The 19,512-nt window shown below is 73.0% G+C and carries 17 protein-coding genes and 1 tRNA gene; 15 read left to right on the top strand and 3 right to left on the bottom strand.

What is annotated here, in order from left to right:
• Nucleotides 1–81 precede the first annotated feature (81 nt).
• Nucleotides 82–939, bottom strand: a complete 858-nt coding sequence (locus tag ABD973_RS15660) for a glycerophosphodiester phosphodiesterase (protein ID WP_345500416.1) — start codon at nt 937–939, stop codon at nt 82–84.
• A 233-nt stretch (nt 940–1,172) separates the two neighbouring features.
• On the opposite strand from ABD973_RS15660, the gene ABD973_RS15655 reads away from it, so the two are divergent.
• The 15 genes from ABD973_RS15655 to ABD973_RS15585 all read left to right on the top strand — a co-directional run bounded on the left by ABD973_RS15655 (nt 1,173) and on the right by ABD973_RS15585 (nt 15,617).
• Nucleotides 1,173–2,750, top strand: coding sequence for a S1C family serine protease (locus ABD973_RS15655; RefSeq protein ID WP_345500414.1), 1,578 nt, complete (start codon nt 1,173–1,175; stop codon nt 2,748–2,750).
• A 139-nt stretch (nt 2,751–2,889) separates the two neighbouring features.
• A complete protein-coding gene (locus ABD973_RS15650; protein ID WP_345500412.1) occupies nt 2,890–3,795 on the top strand; it encodes a LysR family transcriptional regulator in 906 nt (301 codons plus the stop codon).
• Nucleotides 3,796–3,894: 99 nt separating this feature from the next.
• Entirely contained in the window at nt 3,895–4,443 is a 549-nt protein-coding gene (locus ABD973_RS15645) for a cysteine dioxygenase family protein (RefSeq protein ID WP_345500410.1), read from the top strand.
• Nucleotides 4,443–5,489: a YeiH family protein gene (locus ABD973_RS15640; RefSeq protein ID WP_345500408.1), complete on the top strand. Its 1,047-nt coding sequence runs from the start codon at nt 4,443–4,445 to the stop codon at nt 5,487–5,489. The genes ABD973_RS15645 and ABD973_RS15640 overlap by 1 nt, the downstream gene beginning before the upstream one ends.
• Nucleotides 5,490–5,679: 190 nt before the next feature.
• Nucleotides 5,680–6,627, top strand: a complete 948-nt coding sequence (locus tag ABD973_RS15635; RefSeq protein ID WP_345500406.1) for a trypsin-like serine peptidase — start codon at nt 5,680–5,682, stop codon at nt 6,625–6,627.
• A gap of 60 nt (nt 6,628–6,687) precedes the next feature.
• A tRNA-Ser gene (locus tag ABD973_RS15630) sits at nt 6,688–6,775 on the top strand.
• 233 nt (nt 6,776–7,008) lie between these two features.
• The gene (locus ABD973_RS15625; RefSeq protein WP_345500404.1) at nt 7,009–7,464 is read left to right on the top strand and encodes a DUF6344 domain-containing protein; all 456 of its coding nucleotides are present in this window, start codon (nt 7,009–7,011) and stop codon (nt 7,462–7,464) included.
• A gap of 465 nt (nt 7,465–7,929) precedes the next feature.
• Nucleotides 7,930–8,241 (top strand): hypothetical protein, encoded by a 312-nt coding sequence (locus ABD973_RS15620; protein WP_125821777.1) that lies wholly within the window; start codon nt 7,930–7,932, stop codon nt 8,239–8,241.
• Between the two features lie 184 nt (nt 8,242–8,425).
• Entirely contained in the window at nt 8,426–9,577 is a 1,152-nt protein-coding gene (locus tag ABD973_RS15615) for an acyl-CoA dehydrogenase family protein (RefSeq protein ID WP_125821778.1), read from the top strand.
• Nucleotides 9,574–10,488 carry a bifunctional MaoC family dehydratase N-terminal/OB-fold nucleic acid binding domain-containing protein gene (locus tag ABD973_RS15610; protein WP_345500399.1) on the top strand — a complete coding sequence of 305 codons (915 nt, stop codon included), beginning with the start codon at nt 9,574–9,576 and terminating at the stop codon, nt 10,486–10,488. The genes ABD973_RS15615 and ABD973_RS15610 overlap by 4 nt, the downstream gene beginning before the upstream one ends.
• Before the next feature lies 1 nt (nt 10,489).
• A complete protein-coding gene (locus ABD973_RS15605; protein ID WP_345500397.1) occupies nt 10,490–11,566 on the top strand; it encodes an acyl-CoA dehydrogenase family protein in 1,077 nt (358 codons plus the stop codon).
• A complete protein-coding gene (locus tag ABD973_RS15600; protein WP_345500396.1) occupies nt 11,563–11,952 on the top strand; it encodes a MaoC family dehydratase in 390 nt (129 codons plus the stop codon). The genes ABD973_RS15605 and ABD973_RS15600 overlap by 4 nt, the downstream gene beginning before the upstream one ends.
• Nucleotides 11,949–13,115, top strand: coding sequence for a lipid-transfer protein (locus ABD973_RS15595; RefSeq protein ID WP_125821782.1), 1,167 nt, complete (start codon nt 11,949–11,951; stop codon nt 13,113–13,115). The genes ABD973_RS15600 and ABD973_RS15595 overlap by 4 nt, the downstream gene beginning before the upstream one ends.
• Before the next feature lie 134 nt (nt 13,116–13,249).
• Nucleotides 13,250–13,783: a SigE family RNA polymerase sigma factor gene (locus ABD973_RS15590; protein ID WP_125821783.1), complete on the top strand. Its 534-nt coding sequence runs from the start codon at nt 13,250–13,252 to the stop codon at nt 13,781–13,783.
• Nucleotides 13,784–13,970: 187 nt separating this feature from the next.
• A complete protein-coding gene (locus ABD973_RS15585; protein ID WP_125821784.1) occupies nt 13,971–15,617 on the top strand; it encodes a long-chain fatty acid--CoA ligase in 1,647 nt (548 codons plus the stop codon).
• 20 nt (nt 15,618–15,637) lie between these two features.
• Here ABD973_RS15585 and ABD973_RS15580 read toward each other — a convergent pair whose 3' ends face one another.
• Nucleotides 15,638–16,213, bottom strand: coding sequence for an antibiotic biosynthesis monooxygenase (locus tag ABD973_RS15580; RefSeq protein WP_125595095.1), 576 nt, complete (start codon nt 16,211–16,213; stop codon nt 15,638–15,640).
• A gap of 14 nt (nt 16,214–16,227) precedes the next feature.
• A complete protein-coding gene (locus tag ABD973_RS15575; protein WP_345500389.1) occupies nt 16,228–19,461 on the bottom strand; it encodes a PAS domain-containing protein in 3,234 nt (1,077 codons plus the stop codon).
• Nucleotides 19,462–19,512: the final 51 nt, after the last annotated feature.

Raw genomic sequence — 19,512 nt, 5'->3', positions numbered from 1 at the left:
GACCGTCGGATGCGGAGCGGATGCGCCGGTGCACTCCCTGTCACGCACGGGACGGACGTGACGGGTGGGCAAATGGGGACGTCAGCGTCCGAGTTGTGACAGAACCTGACGTGGCCTGTTCGTGATGATCGCTTCTACACCCAGATCAGCGCATAGCTGAACATCTTCGGGAGCGTTCACCGTCCATACGTGCACGGAGTGGCCGGCGGCCTGGAGCCTGCGGATGAAGCCGGGGTGGTTGCGCACGATCCGCATCGCCGGGCCGGCGATGCGCACGCCCGCGGGCAGCCGCCCGTCGCGCATCCGGGGGGAGACGAACTGCATCAGGTACACGGTCGGGACCGTCGGCGCGGCCGCCCGGACGCGGTGCAGGGAGCGGGCGGAGAAGCTCATGACCCGGACCGGGTGCGGCCCGGCGGCGGGCGGGGCGTCCAGCCCGAACCGCTTGAGGAGGAAGAGGAGGCGTTCCTCCACCTGTCCGGCCCAGCGGGTGGGGTGCTTCGTCTCGATGGCCAGCTGGACGGGACGGCCGGCGTCGGACACCAGCTCCAGCAGCCGTTCCAGGGTGAGGACGGAGGTGCGCTCGGGGTCCGCGTCCCAGTCGGGGGACTCCTCGCGGTCCTTCCAGGAGCCGAAGTCGAGGGCGGCGAGGTCGGCGAGTTCCAGGGCGGACACCGCGCCGCGGCCGTTCGAGGTGCGGTTCACGCGGCGGTCGTGGACCAGCACCAGGTGTCCGTCCGCGGTCAGCCGGATGTCGCATTCGAGGGCGTCGGCGCCGTCCTCGATGGCCTTCCGGTACGCGGCCAGGGTGTGCTCGGGGGCGTCCTCCGAGGCGCCGCGGTGGGCGACGACCTGGATGGGGCTCGGCGATGCGTGGGTCACCCGGTCATGGTGCCATCGAGGAGACCTCGCGCGTCGGGGTGAGTCCTGTGGGTGCATCTGATATGTCGGATATAAAGAATGGGGGGAGATGCACAGGTCCGGCTTACAGTGCCCTGACGGGCCATGGGAAAGGCTTCGTCCTGGAACTTGTACGGCACCTCGAACGTTCAGTCGGACCGATGCCAGGTGAGTGTCGGGACGGTTTCGCCTGATATGCCCAGTAGCTGAGACACCCAGAGCCTGTGCAGCCGTGTAAGCCTGTAAGCCGTGTGTGACGAGGAGAGAGCGCTGTGAGCACCGAGAACGAGGGCACCGCGGCCCCGACGCCCCCCGCGGCCCCGTCCGTACCCCCCGCGCCGGCCGCCTCCACCCCTGACCTGACGAAGGCCCCGGCCGCGCCCGCCGCGGCCCCGGCGGACCAGGGGTACGCGCCCGGCGAGCCGGAAGCCCCGGCCGCGCCGGCCCAGGCCCCGGCCCCCGCGGTGGGTGCCGACCAGACCCAGCAGCTGCCCCCCGCCCCGGCGGCCCCGCCCGCCGCGCCCCCGGCCTACGGCTACGACCAGACGCAGGCCCACGCCCAGAACCCGGCGCAGCCCCCGGCTCCCGCCGCGCACACGGCGTACGGCGCCGAGGCGTGGCCCCCGCCGCCGCCCGCTGTCCCGGCGTACGGCGGACAGGGCGGCCACGGCGGCGGTGCCTGGGGCGCCCCCCTCACCACCGACGGCACCCCGCCGCCCAAGCCGAAGGGCAAGGGCGCCATGGTCGCGGCCGTCCTGGTGGCGGCCCTGCTCGCGGGCGGCGTGGGCGGCGGCGTCGGCTACTGGGCGGCCGAGCGCAACAGCGGCGGCGGCTTCGGCTCCACCACCATCACCGCGGGCAACACCCCCAAGGACCTCAAGCGCGACGCCGGCTCCGTCGCGGGCCTCGCCGCGAACGCCCTGCCCAGCGTCGTCACCATCGAGGCCTCGGCCGGCGACGGCGAGGGCGGCACGGGCACCGGCTTCGTCTACGACCAAGAGGGCCACATCCTCACCAACAACCACGTGGTGGCCTCCGCCGCGAACGGCGGCAAGCTCTCCGCGACCTTCTCCGACGGCAAGAAGTACGAGGCCGAGGTGATGGGCCGGGCCCAGGGCTACGACGTCGCGGTGATCAAGCTGAAGAACCCGCCGACGGGCCTCAAGCCGCTGCCGCTGGGCGACTCCGACAAGGTCGCGGTCGGCGACCCGACCATCGCGATCGGCGCCCCCTTCGGCCTGTCCAACACGGTCACCACCGGCATCGTCAGCGCCAAGAACCGCCCGGTGGCCTCGGGAGACGGCTCCGGCGGCAAGAACTCGTACATGAGCGCCCTGCAGACGGACGCCTCCATCAACCCCGGCAACTCCGGCGGCCCGCTGATCGACGGCCGCGGCGCGGTCATCGGCATCAACTCCGCCATCCAGTCCGCGGGCGGTGGCGGCGGCTTCGGCGGTGGCGGCCAGGCCGGCTCCATCGGCCTCGGCTTCGCCATCCCGATCAACCAGGCCAAGAACGTCGCGGAGTCCCTGATCAAGACGGGCAAGCCGGTCTACCCGGTGATCTCCGTCTCCGTGGACCTCCAGGCCAAGGCGAACGGCGCCAAGATCTCCGAGCAGGGGGCCCCCGCCAACGAGCTCGTCGACCCCAACGGCCCGGCCGGCAAGGCGGGCCTCAAGCCCGGCGACATCATCACCGAGTTCGGCGGCAAGCAGGTCGACAGCGGCCCGACCCTGATCAGCCTGATCTGGACGTACAAGCCGGGCGACACGGTGAAGCTGACCTACCTGCGCGGGGGCAAGCCGACCACCGTCGACATCACGCTCGGCTCGCGCGTCGGCGACAAGTAACCGCCGGCCGACCCGCGGCCGGGAAGAGATGCGGGCCGCGGGCGCCGAGGTGAACAGGCGCTCGACAGTGGCTTGATGGGAGGGGCCGTGGGCGGGATTCCGCCTACGGCCCCTCCCAACATCTGCTTATGCTTCGCTCGTGTTCGATTCACGGCACATACGGACATTCCATGAAGTCGTCGCGGCGGGCTCCTACTCGGCGGCCGCCCGCGTCCTGGGCTACACCCAGCCGGCGATCACCCAGCAGATGAAGGCGCTCGAACGCGCGGTCGGCACCCCGCTGTTCACCCGCGTCGGCCGCCGCATGAAGCTGACCGAGGCCGGTGAGTCCCTGGCCCGGCACGCCGAGTCCATCCTCGGCAGCCTCTCCGCCGCCGAGGCCCAGCTCAAGGCGTACACGCGGCTGCGCACGGGGCGCGTACGGGTCTGCGGATTCCCCAGCGCCAATGTCACGCTCGTCCCGGAAGCCCTCAGCGGCCTGGCCAAGCAGCATCCCGGAGTCCAGGTCGAGCTGCTGGAGGGCGAGCCGCCGGAGTCCCTGCACAGGCTCCAGCGCGGCGAGTGCGACATCACCCTCGCCTTCACCTACCCGGGCCTGCACGAGGAGATCCCGGAGGAGGTCGCCGAGGTCAGGCTGCTGGAGGACCAGCTCACGGTGCTGCTGCCGACGGGTCATCCGCTGGCCCGGCGCCGGGCCGTGCACCTCGCCGACCTCGCCGAGGAGCGGTGGATCGCGGGCTGTCCGCGCTGCCGGGCCAACCTGCTGCACGAGTGCGCCGAACTGGGCTTCGTACCCGACATCCGCTTCGCGACCGACGACAACCTGGTGGTGCAGAGCCTGGTCGCACAGGGGCTGGGCGTGGCGATGATGCCCGCTCTGGTGCTGCCCTCGCTCTCCCTCAGCCGGGTCTGCGGGCGGGTGCTGGAGCCCGCCGGCCGCCGCCACATCGCCGCGTACGTCTACCGGGACCACCTGCGGATCCCGGCGACGGCGGTGGTGCTGGACGAGCTGAAGAGGGTCGCTTCGAACCGCGTCGGCTGCTGATCCGACGGCTCCAGCGGTCCTCAATCCATAAGCTCTGCTTGGGATTTCAGGTCATAACTGTCGTTGGACGTGATGGATGCGCCGTCCGACGCTGCTTGTATGACCACCACCACGCCGGCCCGTACGACCACGAGGATGGCCGCCCTCGTCACCGAGATCCGCTCCGTCGTGGACCGGGGACTTGCCCCCGACCTGACCTCCTACCTGGTCGGCGAACGGCTCGCCCCGCACCTGGGCGCGGCCGACCTGCTGACCGCCGAGCAGCAGGAGGGCGACCCGGAGCACTACCGGCAGCACATCCTTCACGCGGAGCCCGACGGCAGCTTCTCGGTCGTGGCCCTGGTCTGGATGCCCGGCCAGGAGACCTGCATCCACGACCACGTCTCGTGGTGCGTGGCGGGCGTGCACCAGGGCGAGGAGAGCGAGCGCCGCTACCGGCTCGCCCCGGGCCCCGACGCCGCCCGTCTGGTCGCCACCGAGGACGTGGTCAACGCCCAGGGCGAGGTCTGCGGCTTCGCACCGCCCGGGGACATCCACAAGGTGCGCAACTCCTGTACCGGCACGGCGCTATCCATCCACGTCTACGGGGCCGACGTCTCCCGCCTGGGCACCAGCATCCGCCGCGTCTACACGCTTCCCGTCGACTGATGGCCCTCCTCCACCGCCCCCAGAGCGCGGCGGTCCGCCATGTTTCACGTGAAACACCCACTCCCTGGACCGGATTGGGCATGGCCGCCGCCGGCGCGCTGGTGGCGTGGGGCGTGCACCGGCTGGTGCCGGGCGTGCCGATGCTGACCGCCTCGGTGGTGCTCGGGATCGCCGTGGCCCACCTTCCCGGCGTACGGACCGTCGTGCGCGGGCCGGCCCGCCCGGGTCTGTCGCTGGCCGGGCGGCGGCTGATGCGCATCGGCATCGTCCTGCTGGGCCTCGGTTTGGGGCTGGACCAGGTGCTCCGCCTCGGTTGGGCGACGGTGGCGATGGTCTGCGCCGTGGTCGCCGCCACCTTCTTCGGCACGGTCTGGCTCGGCCGCCGCCTCGGCCTGCCGGGGGACCAGCCCCTCCTGATCGCCACCGGGTACTCGATCTGCGGTGCCTCGGCCATCGGCGCGGTGAGCGAGGTCTCCGGCAGCGACGAGGAGGACGTGGCCGCCTCGGTGGCACTGGTCACCCTGTGCGGAACGCTGGCCATCGCGGTACTGCCGCTCCTCCAGGGCCCGTTGGGGCTCTCGGACCCGGCCTTCGGGCGGTGGGTGGGGGCGAGCGTCCACGATGTCGGCCAGGTGGTCGCGACGGCCCAGACCGCGGGCCCCGGCGCACTGGGCGAGGCGGTGCTGGTCAAGCTGATGCGGGTGGCGCTGCTGGCCCCCCTGGTGGCGGCAGTGGCCTTCTCGATGCGGGCCCGGCGGCGCGGCGTACGCACCGCCTCGGGGCGGCGTCCGGCACCGGTGCCGCTGTTCGTCGCCGGGTTCCTGGCGGCGGCCGCGCTGCGCGCCACCGGTCTGCTGCCCGGGGCGGCCCTGGACTGGGCGCACACGGCCCAGGAGGCCCTGCTGGCGGCCGCCCTGTTCGGGCTGGGCAGCGCGGTCCACCTGCCGACCCTGGCCCGCACCGGAGGGCGCGCCGCACTGCTCGGGCTCGGAGCCTGGGTGGTGGTGGCGGGGGTTTCGTACGCCGGTGTCCTCGTGACCGCATGACGGCGGGACCCGGGGCGAGTTGGCCATTTCCTGGCCGGAACCGACCGAACGTCCGGACCGCCCCCTGACATCTCCGGGCCCGCGTGCGACTCTGCCCCCGCAAGCCGAACAGCCGATCCGCACCGACAGCTCTTCACCCCCACCCCTGCCCGGGTCACTCCGGCCACGGGCACGGCAGAAGGAGTCCTGCGTGAATCGTCATCGCACGGCGTTGTCCGTCCTCCTGGCAGCGGGCGCCCTGCTCGCGGGGGCCCTGACGGCGGCCGCCCCTTCGGCGGCGGCCGAGCCGCCCTCCTCGTTCCGGCCCGGGCAGACCCCCGGCTTCTGGACCGCCGAGCGGATGCGTCAGGCCACCCCGCTCGACCTGGAGGCGGCTCCCGGCGGCGCGCGTACGGCGCCGGTGAAGGCGGCCCTCCCCACCCGGGTGCCCCCGACCTCCCCCTCGTCCGTCATGGCGTTCCCGCAGGCGGGCGGCGCCTGGACGGGCGGCGGGGCGGTGGTGAGGACCTCCGGCCGGGTGTTCTTCACCTTCCAGGGCCGTACGGCCTCCTGCTCGGGCGACTCGGTCACCAGCCAGAACGGCAGCACGGTCATCACGGCCGGCCACTGCGTGAAGTACCAGGGCGCCTGGCACACCAACTGGATCTTCGTGCCGGCGTACGCCAACGGCAACGCCCCGTACGGCCAGTGGTCGGCGGTCAAGACCTTCGCCACCGACCAGTGGGCGGCCAGCGAGGACATGAACATGGACGTGGGCCTCGCCGTCGTCGCCCCGCTGAACGGCCAGAAGCTCAGCCAGGCCGTCGGCGCGCAGGGGATCCTCTTCAACGGCGGCTACAACAAGCGCATGTACTCCTTCGGCTTCCCGGCGGCGGCTCCGTACGACGGCACCAAGCTCGTCTACTGCAGCGCCAACACGGGCAAGGACTTCCTGCTGACCAAGGACCACAGCATGGCCTGCAACATGACGGGCGGCTCCAGTGGCGGCCCCTGGTTCCAGGACTTCAACGAGTCCACGGGCCTGGGCACCCAGGTCTCGGTGAACAGCTTCGGCTACAACTTCCTGCCCAACACGATGTTCGGCCCGTACTTCGGCAACGAGGCCAAGGCCGCCTACGACAAGGCCCAGACCTCCTGACCCGCCCGACCGCAACTCCCACCCCACCCACCCCGACATCCCGGTACTCTGTACCGGCCAGGTGGGTTGCCCGAGCGGCCTAAGGGAACGGTCTTGAAAACCGTCGTGGCGCGAGTCACCGTGGGTTCAAATCCCACACCCACCGCCACACCTCAGCGCACGCGCTGACCAGAAGGGGCGCCCCGATCGCGGGGCGCCCCTTCTTCGTGTGTCCGGGGCGCCCGGCCGGTGTCCCCGGGGCCGGCGGCAAGGGGGCTGGGCCTTCCGGGTGGTGTTTGTCAGAAGATCGGCGCGCGTGGCGGGGGTCGTGCGGTTGCGGCCACATCATGACGAATGTATGCAGATCCGCCCGTCGGAACATCGCGAAATGAGGGGCTCGTCATGACCCACCGCAGCTTCACCTCGATCTGGACCAGCGTCCTCGCCGCGCTCGTGGCGCTCCTGGCCGCCCTCGGCCTCGGTGGGAAGGCGGCCCCGGCGGCCGCGGGTGAGGCGGTCGCCGCTCCGGTGGCGCCGGCGGTGCGCCGTCGTCCGGCCGTGGTGGCGCGGCGGACCTGGCGGGCGGTGATGCGGGGCGGTTCGCTCCCGCCGACGATCAAGCAGCGGATCCGGGCCGAGGCCCACGGCAAGGCCCCGTCCGTCCGGCGATCGACCACCGCCGCGGCCCTGGCCCCTGATGCGTTCGCCGCCCCTGATGCGTGCGTCGTCCCCGATGCGTTCGCCGTCCGCGACGGGCTCGCCGCCTCCGATGCGCTCCTCGCTCCTGCCGCGGCACACGGTTCCGAGGCCGCCCGCGCCTCCCGTGCGGATCGGGGCCGGCTCGACCTCGCCGCTTAGCGGGGGCGCGACCAGCAGCGTCAGGAACGGAAGGATGCGGCGCAGGCGCGCCGCGCAGTGCCCCCGGGGATGGGGCACAGGGGGTCGCACCGGCGTTCGTCCGGGGCGCGCGGGGGGCGTGAAGCTTGGTACGGCAGGGCCGCAGGGCCGGGAGACGGTGGGGTTCCCGGACAGTGCGGCCCTTTTCGGCATGTCCGGGGCGGGCCGGTTTGACGGAACGATTCGCCTCTTGCGTGCGCGGGGTTCTGCGCGTTGCGGGTGCGCCGCGTGGGGCGGAAGGGGCGCGAACGGGGTTTATCCGTAGTTGGTCATGCTTGCGGGGGAATAGCAGGCTGCGGGGTGGTTCGCCGGGGATTCGGTGGGCAACTCTGGTCTCGCGACGTCGTCAGCAGCACGAACGACCGAGGCGGTCGGCCAACTGCCTTGGAATACACCCGACTTCGGTTTCATGGAGGAAAATCAGACATGGCAAGCATCCGTACCGCCCGCGTCATCGCCGCCGTCGCCTCGCTCCCCCTCGCCGCCGCCTTCTTCGGAGGGGTGGCCGCGGCCGACAACGGCTCCTTCGCGAACGACGGATCGAATGCGAGCGTCGCGAGCATCGTGGGCAGCGGTGTGGGCGGCGGCAACAGCGGAAACTCCTCCACCTCGCAGCAGGTGGCCACCGGCTCCGGAGCGTCGAACCAGAACAACACCGCGCAGGTCAACGGCTCCGCGTACACGGCGATCCACCAGGCCAACTCCGCTGTCGCGGTGAACTTCTTCCCGTGGTGGTAGGCGGCCCTCCCGGAGCCGCTTGACCGCTGAGGGCGCCCGTACGACCGGACCGGCTGGGGTCCGGTCGCGCGGGCGCCCTTCCGCATGTCCGGCTGCCCTCCCTCCCTCCCGACCTTGACATCCACGGCGAATCTGACGGACAGTCAGTTTTACTCGTCCGCCGCGATGCCGGGAGGCCAGCGCCGTGCACCTCGCCCCGTCCGAAGGCCAGGCGCGACTGCGCGCCGAACTGCGCGAGTACTTCCGCGACCTGCTCCCCGACGGGGTCCCCGAAGACCCGGACGCCCAGCGCGCCCTGCTGCGCCGGATCGGCGCCGACGGCCTGCTCGGCCTCGGCTGGCCCGTCGAGTACGGCGGCCAGGGCCGCGGCCCCGACGAACAGTTCGTCTTCTTCGACGAGGCCTACCGGGCCGGCGCCCCCGTCTCCATGGTCACCCTCAACACGGTCGGCCCCACCCTCATGAAGTACGGCACCCAGCACCAGAAGGACTGGTTCCTCCCCCGGATCCTCCGCGGCGAGATCGTCTTCGCCATCGGCTACTCGGAACCCGAAGCCGGAACCGACCTGGCCTCGCTGCGCACCAAGGCCGTCCGCGAGGGCGGCGACTGGGTGATCGACGGACAGAAGGTCTTCACCTCGAACGCCCAGAACGCCGACTGGATCTGGCTGGCCTGCCGCACCGACCCGGGGGCGCCCAAGCACGAGGGCATCTCGATCATCCTGGTGCCCACCGACAGCCCCGGCTTCGCCTGGACACCGATCGAAACCGTCGGGGGCCTCACCACCACCGCGACGTACTACGACTCCATCAGGGTCCCGGAGGGCAACCTCGTCGGCCCCGAACACGGCGGCTGGGGCCTGATCACCAACCAGCTCAACCACGAACGCGTCGCCCTCGCCGCCATCGGCATGCAGGCCGAGGACTTCTACGAGCGCGCCCTGCGCCACGCCCGCACCCCCGACCCCGCCACCGGCGACCGCCCCGCCGACCGCCCCTGGGTGCGCTCCCGGCTCGCCGAGGCCCACGCCCGGCTGGCCGCCGTACGCCTCCTCAACTGGCGCCTCGTCCAGGACGTGGGAGCGGGCACCCTGGCCCCCGGCGACGCCAGCGGAGTGAAGTTCCTCGGCACCGAATCCACCGTCGAGGTCTACCGGATCTGCCAGGAGGCGGTGGGCGAGGAGGCCCTCGTACGCGGTCCGGACGCCTTCGCCGGCGGCGAGCTGGAACGGATGAACCGGGCCGCCCAGATCAACACCTTCGGCGGCGGAGTCAGCGAGGTCCAACGCGAGATCGTCGCCATGATGCGGCTCGGAATGAAGGGGAGGAAGCGATGACCGCCGGGGAGAGCGACCCGTTCCACGAGAGGCTCAAGGCCTTCGAGGGGCGGCCCGCCGCCACCGAGGGCCGGGCCAAGGACGCGGTCAACGAGCCGATGATCCGCCACTGGTGCGAGGCGATGGGCGACACCAACCCCGCCTACACCGGACCCGACGCCATCGCCCCGCCCACCATGCTCCAGGCCTGGACGATGGGCGGCCTCTCCGGCCACACCGACCGCTCCTCCGCCTACGACGAGCTGTTCGAGCTCCTCGACGGCGCCGGCTGCACCTCCGTGGTCGCCACCGACTGCGAACAGGAGTACCTGCGCCCGCTGCGCCCGGGCGACGAAGTGAGCTTCGACGCCGTGATCGAGTCGGTCTCGCCGCGCAAGACGACCAAGCTGGGCACCGGCCACTTCGTCACCACCCGCATGGACGTCCGGGCGAACGGCGAACTCGCCGGGACCCACCGCTTCCGCATCCTCAAATACGCCCCCGCCGCCCGGCCCGAGAGCCGCCCGGCCGCCCCGCCCCGGCCGCGACCCGTGATCAACCGTGACAACCAGGGCTTCTGGGACGGGGTCCGCGAGCACAGGCTGCTGATCCAGCGCTGCACCGCCTGCGCGACCCTGCGCTTCCCCTGGCTGCCCGGATGCAACGCCTGCTCCTGCCCCGACTGGGACACCGTCGAGGCGAACGGCGCCGGCACGGTCTTCTCGTACGTCGTCATGCACCACCCGCCCTTCCCTGCCTTCGACCCCCCGTACGCGGTGGCCCTGGTCGAGCTGGCCGAGGGCGTCCGGATCATCAGCAACATCACCGGGGTCCCCTACGACAAGGTCCGCATCGGCATGCCCGTCCGGCTGGAGTTCCTGCGCGTCGACGACACCCTCGAACTGCCCGTCTTCCGAGGGGAGGCGGGCTGAGGTGGACTTCCACCCCACCGAGGAACAGGCCGCCGCGGCCGGCCTCGCCGCGCGGATCTTCCGCGACCTCGCCACCCACGAACGGCTCGCCGCCGCCGGCACGGCGAGTGACGCCGAACTCTGGAAGGCCCTGACCTCCGCCGGACTGATCTCCGCCGTCGAGGACGTCGGCCTGCTCGGCCTGGTCCTGCTGCTGGAGGAGCAGGGCCGCACCACCGCGCAGGTCCCGTACGCCGCCACCTGCGCGTACGGCGTCCTGCCGGTGGCCGCGCACGGCAGCCCCGAGCAGCGGGGCCGGCTGCTGCCCGCCCTCGGCTCCGGCGAGGCCGTGGCCACCGGAGCCTTCCCCGAGCGCGGCCGGTTCACCGCCACTCCCGGCGGCCTCCTCACCGGCAACGCCCCCGCCGTGCCCTGGCTGCGCGACGCCACGCACGTGCTGCTCCCCGACACCGGCCGGACCCTGTGGCTCGTACGGACCGACGCGCCCGGGGCGACCGTCCGGCCGGTGGAGACCACCGCGCCCTGGGCGTCGGGGAGCCTCACCCTGGACGGGTCCAGGGGGGAGCGGCTCGGCGGCCCGGAGGCCTACGACCAGGTGCTCGGCGCCGCCCGCACCGCCTTCGCGGGACTCCAGGCGGGGGTCTGCGCGGGATCGCTGGCCCGGGCCGTGGAGCACACCTCGGCCCGCGAGCAGTTCGGCCGGCCGCTGTCCACGAACCAGGCCGTCATGCTCCGTGCGGCCGACGCGTACATGGACACGGAGGCGATCCGGGTCACCGCGTACGAGGCGGCCTGGCGCGTCGACGAAGGACTCCCGGCCCGCGAGCACGCGCTCACGGCGGCCTGGTGGGCCTCCGAGGCGGGCAAGCGGGTCGTCCACGCGGGCCAGCACCTGCACGGCGGGATGGGCGCCGACCTGGACCACCCCGTCCACCGGCACTTCCTGTGGGGCCGCCAGCTGGACGCCTACCTGGGCTGCGGCAGCGAGCTGCTGGCCGAACTGGGCGCCCTCATATCCGAGGGGGAGGGCCCCCTGTCCGAAGGGGAAGACCTGATGTCCGAGGGGGAACACGCATGAACGTCGGCGACGCGCTGCCGCCGCTGGAGATCCCGGTGACCCGCACCCTGATCGTGGCGGGGGCCATCGCCTCCCGCGACTACCAGGACGTGCACCACGACGCGGAGCTCGCCCGCGCGAAGGGCTCCCCGGACGTCTTCATGAACATCCTGACCACCAACGGCCTGGTCGGCCGCTACATCACCGACCACCTGGGCCCGCGCGCGGTCCTGCGCAAGGTCGCGATCCGGCTCGGCGCCCCGAACTACCCGGGCGACACGATGACCCTCACGGGTAAGGTCACCGCCGTCGACGGGGACACCGCGCAGATCAGGGTCGTCGGGGCCAACCGCATCGGCCACCACGTCACGGGCACCGTGACCGTCACCCTGGGGGCCGCCGCATGAGCGTCCGCACCCGCGACGGACTGGGCGGCCGGGCCGCCATCGCCGGCATCGGCGCGACCGAGTTCTCCAAGGACTCCGGCCGCAGCGAGCTGAAGCTCGCCGTCGAGGCCGTGCACGCGGCCCTCGACGACGCCGGGCTCACCCCCGCCGACGTCGACGGCATGGTCACCTTCACCATGGACACCAGCCCCGAGATCACCGTCGCCCAGGCGGCCGGCATCGGGGAGCTGTCCTTCTTCTCCCGCATCCACTACGGCGGCGGCGCGGCCTGCGCCACCGTCCAGCAGGCCGCTCTCGCCGTCGCCACCGGGGTGGCCGAGGTCGTGGTCTGCTACCGCGCCTTCAACGAACGCTCCGGCCGCCGCTTCGGGTCCGGGGTGCAGCAGCGCGAAGCCTCCGCGGAGGGCGCCGCCCTCGGCTGGTCCCTGCCCTGGGGGCTGCTCACCCCCGCGTCCTGGGTGGCCATGGCCGCCCAGCGCTACCTGCACACCTACAACCTGACCCCGGAGGCCTTCGGCCACGTCGCCGTCACCGGCCGCAGGCACGCCGCGAACAACCCCGCCGCCTACTTCCACGGCAAGCCCATCACCCTCGCCGACCACGCGGCCTCGCGCTGGATCGTCGAGCCGCTGCGGCTGCTGGACTGCTGCCAGGAGACCGACGGCGGTCAGGCCCTCGTCGTCACCACCGCCGAGCGGGCCCGGGACCTGCGGCAGAAGCCCGCCGTGATCACCGCCGCCGCACAGGGCGCCGGCCGCCGCCAGGAGGGGATGACCTCCTTCTACCGGGACGACCTGACCGGCCTCCCCGAGATGGACGTGGTCGCCCGCCAGCTATGGCGCACCAGCGGACTGCGGCCCGCGGACATCGACGTGGGCATCCTCTACGACCACTTCACCCCCTTCGTCCTCATGCAGCTGGAGGCGTTCGGCTTCTGCGGCCCCGGGGAGGCCGCGGACTTCACGGCGGCCGGGACGCTCCCCCTCAACACCCACGGGGGACAGCTCGGGGAGGCCTACCTGCACGGCATGAACGGCATCGCCGAAGCCGTCCGCCAGGTTCGCGGCACCTCCGTCAACCAACTCCCCGGGGCGGAGAACATCCTGGTCACCGCCGGTACGGGGGTGCCGACCTCCGGCCTGGTCCTGGGAGCCGGGCTCTGACTGCGGTCCCGGTGGCCGGCCGCGTCCTCCACCTTCAGGAGGTGGGGCGCGGCCCGGCCGTACAACCTGAGAGGGACCCGGCTCCGGCACCTGGGGCCGATCCCAGGAAGGCGTCCCGCTTCTAGCGTGGAGCCATGACCACGCCTGTGTGCACGCTCGCCGCGAACCCGATGCAGTACCCGTCGTTCTCGACGTATGTACGGACCCGTGGCACCGTCCTCCTGCGTACCGCGCGCTCCCTGACCGCCAACCCCTGTGACGCGGAGGACCTGCTCCAGACGGCCCTGGCGAAGACCTACGTCGCCTGGGACCGGATCGAGGACCACCGCGCCCTCGACGGCTACGTCCGGCGGGCCCTGGTCAACACCCGCACCTCGCAGTGGCGCAAGCGCAAGGTCGACGAGTTCGTCTGCGACGAGATCCCGGAGGGCGAGACCCCGGCGGGAACGGACCCCGCGGAGGCGCAGGCGCTGCGTGACGCGATGTGGCGTGCGGTCACCCGGCTGCCCGACCGGCAGCGGGCCATGGTCGTCCTGCGCTACTACGAGGACATGAGCGAGGCGCAGACCGCCGAGCTGCTCGGAGTGTCGATCGGCACGGTCAAGAGCGCCGTCTCCCGGGCGCTGGTCAAGCTGCGCGAGGACCCCGAGCTCACCCCGGTGCGCTGAACGGCGACCGGTGCCGCTGCGGCCCCGCCCACGTGTTTCACGTGAAACATCGGCCACGGAACGGCCCCGGACAGTGATGGGCCAGCCTGTTTGTACTCCCGGGTAGTGACATGCCGACCGGTACGTGCGCAGAATCGGCAGCATCCGACAGCCGCCGCAGCGCCGCAGCGCTCACCGGGAGGACGCTTTGCTGAGCACCATGCAGGATGTACCGCTGCTGATCTCGCGGATCCTGGCCCACGGGTCGACGATCCACGGGACGTCCCAGGTCACCACCTGGACCGGCGCCGAGCCGCACCGGCGCAGCTTCGCCGAGATCGGCGTCCGCAGCGCCCAGCTCGCGCACGCGCTGCGCGACGAGCTCGGAGTCCAGCAGGACGAACGCGTCGCGACCCTCATGTGGAACAACGCCGAGCACGTCGAGGCGTACTTCGCGATCCCGTCCATGGGCGCGGTCCTGCACACGCTCAACCTGCGCCTGCCCCCGGAGCAGCTGGTCTTCATCGTCAACCACGCCGCGGACCGCGTCGTGCTGGTGAACGGCACCCTGCTGCCGCTGCTGGCCCCGCTGCTGCCGCACCTGCCGACGGTCGAGCACGTCGTGGTCGTGGGCATCGGCGACCGCTCCGCCCTCGACGGGCTGGCCGTCCGGGTCCACGAGTACGAGGAGCTCCTCGCGGGCCGTCCCGAGCGCTACGACTGGCCCGAGCTGGACGAACGCCAGGCCGCTGCTATGTGCTACACCTCCGGCACCACCGGGGACCCCAAGGGCGTGGTCTACTCCCACCGCTCCATCTACCTGCACTCCATGCAGGTCAACATGACCGAGTCGATGGGGCTCACCGACCACGACACCAGCCTGGTCGTGGTGCCCCAGTTCCACGTGAACGCCTGGGGTCTGCCGCACGCCACCTTCATGACCGGCATCAACATGCTGATGCCGGACCGGTTCCTCCAGCCGGGCCCGCTCGCCGAGATGATCGAGCAGGAGAAGCCCACGCACGCCGCGGCCGTCCCCACCATCTGGCAGGGGCTGCTCGCCGAAGTCACCGCGAAGCCGCGCGACCTCACCTCGATGAAGCAGGTCACCATCGGCGGCGCCGCCTGTCCGCCCTCCCTGATGGAGGCCTACGACAAGCTCGGCGTCCGCCTCTGCCACGCCTGGGGCATGACCGAGACCTCCCCGCTGGGCACCATGGCCCACCCGCCGGCCGGGCTGACCGCCCAGGAGGAGTGGCCGTACCGGGTCACCCAGGGCCGCTTCCCCGCAGGCGTCGAGGCCCGCCTCATCGGCCCGGCCGGCGACGTCCTGCCGTGGGACGGGGAGTCGGCCGGCGAGCTGGAGGTCCGCGGCAACTGGATCGCCGCCTCCTACTACAACGGCGTGTCCGGCGAAGCCCTGCGCCCCGATGACAAGTTCAGCGCGGACGGCTGGCTCAAGACCGGGGACGTCGGCGTGATCAGCGCCGACGGCTTCCTCACCCTCACCGACCGGGCCAAGGACGTCATCAAGTCCGGCGGCGAATGGATCTCCAGCGTCGAGCTGGAGAACGCCCTGATGGCCCACCCGGAGGTGGCCGAGGCGGCGGTCGTCGCCGTCCCGGACGAGAAGTGGGGCGAACGCCCCCTGGCCACCGTCGTCCTCAAGGAGGGCGCCACCGTGGACTACGACGGCCTGCGCACCTTCCTCGGCCGCTCCATCGCCAAGTGGCAGCTCCCCGAGCGCTGGACGGTCGTCGAGGCCGTGCCGAAGACCAGCGTCGGCAAGTTCGACAAGAAGGTGATCCGCAAGCAGTACGCGGACGGCGCCCTCGACGTCACCACCCTCGCCTAGGCGTACAGGCCCCGCCGACGTCAGCCGCGCGTGAGCCACGGCCGCAGCAGCCTGCTGACCGCCGGCATGGCCACGTAGGTCATCAAGGTGCTGAAGACGACCGCGAAGGCGGCCGTCCGCACCACGAAGTGCAGGTCCACCAGGTACGGCCCGAGCAGCGCGTTGCCCGCCAGCGAGATCGGGAAGATGGCCAGCCCCGAGCTGATCGCCATCTTCCAGCGCGGCGGCGCGGGCCGGGTCGTACCCGGCTTGGCGAACCAGGTCTCCATCCCGTGCAGTTCACGCCGGGCTATCTCGGTGTGGTGGTGGCCCAGGCAGTTCGAGAACCACTGGGCCCGCTCGGGGGAGTCCTGCCAGCGCTGGAAGGCCGCCTGGTCGCGGAAGCGGTGCACCAGGAACCACGGGCCGCCCTCGGTGGCGGGCCGGAACAGCCCGTACCCCAGGTGCCCGGGGAAGGCGGCGGCCGTTTCCAGGATCCCGTGGGCCCAGGCCTCGAAGGTCTCCTCGTGGCCGGGCTCCACCTGCCGGGCGATGAGGAGGTTGACCTCCCCGTTGTCGGCGGGAACGGTGCGCTCGGACGTGTCGGTGATGGCCATGGGCCCCAGGATCGCTAGTTGGTCCCGATCTTGGCCAGCAAGTCCACGATGCGGCCCTGCACATCGGCCGTGGTGGCCCGCTCGGCGAGGAACAGCACGCTCTCGCCCGACGCCAGCCGCGGCAGGTCGGCGGGAGCGATCCCGGCGGTCGTGTAGACGACCAGCGGCGTGTGGTTCAGCAGCCCGTTGGCACGCAGCCAGTCCACGATCCCGGCCCGCCGACGACGGACCTGCATCAGGTCCATGACCACCAGGTTGGGGCGCATCCGGCTCGCCAGCTCCACGGCGTCCGTGTCCGCGCCCGCCCGGCCGACCTGGAGGCCGCGCCGTTCCAGCGCGGCGGTCAGGGCGGTGGCGATCTCGTCGTGCTCCTCGATCAGCAGGACCCGGGACGGGTGCTGCTCGCTGTCGCGCGCCGCGAGAGCCTTGAGCAGGACGGCCGGATCGGCACCGTACGCCGCCTCGCGCGTGGCCTGCCCCAGCCCGGCCGTCACCAGTACGGGCACCTCGGCGGCCACCGCTGCCTGGCGCAGGGACTGCAGGGCGGTCCGGGTGATCGGTCCGGTCAGCGGGTCCACGAACAGCGCGGCGGGGAACGCGGCGATCTGCGCGTCCACCTCCTCGCGCGAGTGCACCACCACCGGGCGGTAGCCGCGGTCGCTCAGCGCCTGCTGCGTCTGCGCGTCGGGGGCCGGCCACACCAGGAGCCGGCGCGGGTTGTCCAGCGGCTCCGGCGGCAGCTCGTCGTCCACGGGCTGCGGTACGGGCCGGTTGACGACCTCCACCGCTCCCCCCGGGCCGTCCAGCGGCTCCGGGCCCTCGGCGGCGCCCGCTTCGGGGGCCCCTATGGCGAAGGCCCGCCCCTGGGGCGCGGGTTCGGCGAGCCGACGGCGCCGGCCGGAACCGGAACCCTCCGCGCCCGCGGCGCCCGGGTCCACGGCGATGCCCTGGCCCAGGGTGCCCAGAGCGCGCACGCTGATCGGCTGCCCCGCACCCACCGGCGCCTCACCCGGCCGGCGGGCACCGGGTACGGAGGGCTGCCCGGGGGCCTCCCCGTCCTCGGGGGCGGTGCGCGCGGCGGGCACCGGCCATGCGGGGGTCGCGGGCAGCGCACGCCGCCGCCCGGTCGGGAGCGCGGGCTCCGCACCGTCGGCCGGCTGCTGCGACTCGGGCTCCGCGGGCGCGCCGAGCACCCGCCGGCCACGGCGTCCGCCCGGGCCCTCGGCCTCGGAATCGGCGGAACCGGAACCCGCGGCGGGCCCGGCCGGCAGGGCGAAGCCGCCCTCGGGGGCGACGGGCCGCGGCGCGGCGGGCGCCGGGAGCCCGGCCGCCGGCACCGGGCCGGGGGGCTGCGCGGCCGCCCCGGCCTGCCCCAGCGCCCGGCGGCGGCCCGCCGGGTGCTCGGTCACCGGCACCGGGGGCACCGACGGCACGGGCGGCAGCGCGGGCATGGCGGTGCCCTGCGGCGGCACGGGCCGGTCGTGCGGGGCGTCGTCACCGTCGCGGCCACGCCGTCGCCCGGTACCGAGCCCCGCCGGGTTCACCGGGGACTGGGCCAGCTCCGCCGGACCGGCCACGACGCCCTGCGCGGGGGCCTCGCCCTCCGCCCGGCGCCGCCCGGACGGCAGCGCCAGCGCGCCCCCGCCCTCACGTGCCTCGGGGTTCCTGGGCCCGGCGGTCTCGTCCTCCAGGAAGGCGTCCACCCCGCGCCGGCCCCGCCGGCCGCCGGAGACCGTCGCGGGGGCGGCCTCGGGCTCCGGCGCGGGCTGCTCCTCGGGCTCCGGCAGGGTCACCGTCCCGGCGCCCGAACCCAGCGGCAGCTCCAGCACGTACGCCCCGCCGGGCGCGCCGGGCACCTCCACCGTCTGCAGGACACCGCCGTGCGCGGTGACGATGCCCCGCACGATCGGCTCGTGCACCGGGTCGCCGCCCTCGTAGGGGCCGCGCACCTCGATCCGTACGACGTCGCCCCGCTGGGCCGCGGCCACCACGACGGTGGAGTCGCCGTACCCGCTGCCCTGGGCGGTCTTGCCGGTGGCGTCCACTCCGGCGACGTCCGCGATCAGGTGCGCGAGGGCGGCGGCGATCCGCCCCTCGTCCACCTCGGCCTCGATCGTCGGCGCGTGGACGGCGAACTGCACCCGCCCGGGGCCGACCAGCTCGACCGCGCCGTCGACACCCGCCGCGACGACGGTGTTGATCAGGGCGTTCTTCTTCTTGAGCTTCTCGCTGCCCGCGTCCAGGCGCTGGTACTCCAGCACGTTGTCCACGAGGGTGGTCATCCGGGAGTAGCCGGCGGCGAGATGGTGCAGCAGCTGGTTGGCCTCGGGCCACAGCTGGCCCCCGTCGTCGGCGGCCAGCGTGGCCAGCTCTCCGCGCAGTTCCTCCAGCGGGCCGCGCAGGGAGTCCCCGAGGACGGCCAGCAGCTGGGCGTGGCGCGCGGCGAGGGCGTCGTACTGGCGCCGGTCGGTGAAGGTCATCACCGCGCCGACGAGCAGGTCCCCGTCCCGTACGGGGGAGGTGGTCAGGTCGACGGAGACGGCCTGCCCGGCCTTGTTCCACAGCACCTGGCCGCGGACCCGGTGCTTGCGCCCGCTGCGCAGGGTGTCGGCGAGCGGGGACTCGTCGAAGGGGAAGGGCGACCCGTCGGCGCGCGAGTGCTGGATGAGCCCGTGCAGCTCGCGGTTGCCGAGGTCGGTGGCGCGGTATCCGAGGATCTGCGCGGCGGCCGGGTTGACGAGGACGACGCGGCCCTCGGTGTCCGTGCCGACGACGCCCTCGGCCGCGGCGCGCAGGATCATCTCGGTCTGCCGCTGGGAGCGGGCCAGCTCGGCCTCGGTGTCCACGGTCTCGGAGAGGTCCCGTACGACGAGCATCAGCAGTTCGTCGCCGGTGTACGGCTGGGGCTCGCGGTAGGCGTCACGGCCGTCGAGGTGGGCGCTGGTGACCTCGACGGGGAACTCGCTGCCGTCGGTGCGGCGCGCGGTCATCCGCTTCGGCTTGGAGCGGCCCTCCTCGCGGTCGCCGGGGCGGCGCATCGAGCCGGGGATCTGCTTGGAGTCGAACTCCGGCAGGAGGTCGAGCACCCCGCGGCCGACGAGCCCGGTACCGGGGCTCTCCATCACTTCGAGGGCGATCGAATTGGCGTTGACGACCGTGCCGTTGGCGTTGACGAGCAACAGCGCGTCCGGGAGCGCGTCGAGTATTGCTGCGAGGCGAGCAGCGCCTCGGGATGGCCTGCTGCTCACGACGAGCTTCCTCCCTGACCACGACTACCGGCATGTCACGGGAGGAGTCTA

Origin of the sequence: Streptomyces racemochromogenes, assembly GCF_039535215.1 — a bacterium.
Lineage (GTDB): Bacteria > Actinomycetota > Actinomycetes > Streptomycetales > Streptomycetaceae > Streptomyces > Streptomyces racemochromogenes.
Note: the sequence above shows the minus strand (reverse complement) of the source record. Positions and strands in the feature narration are given on the sequence as shown.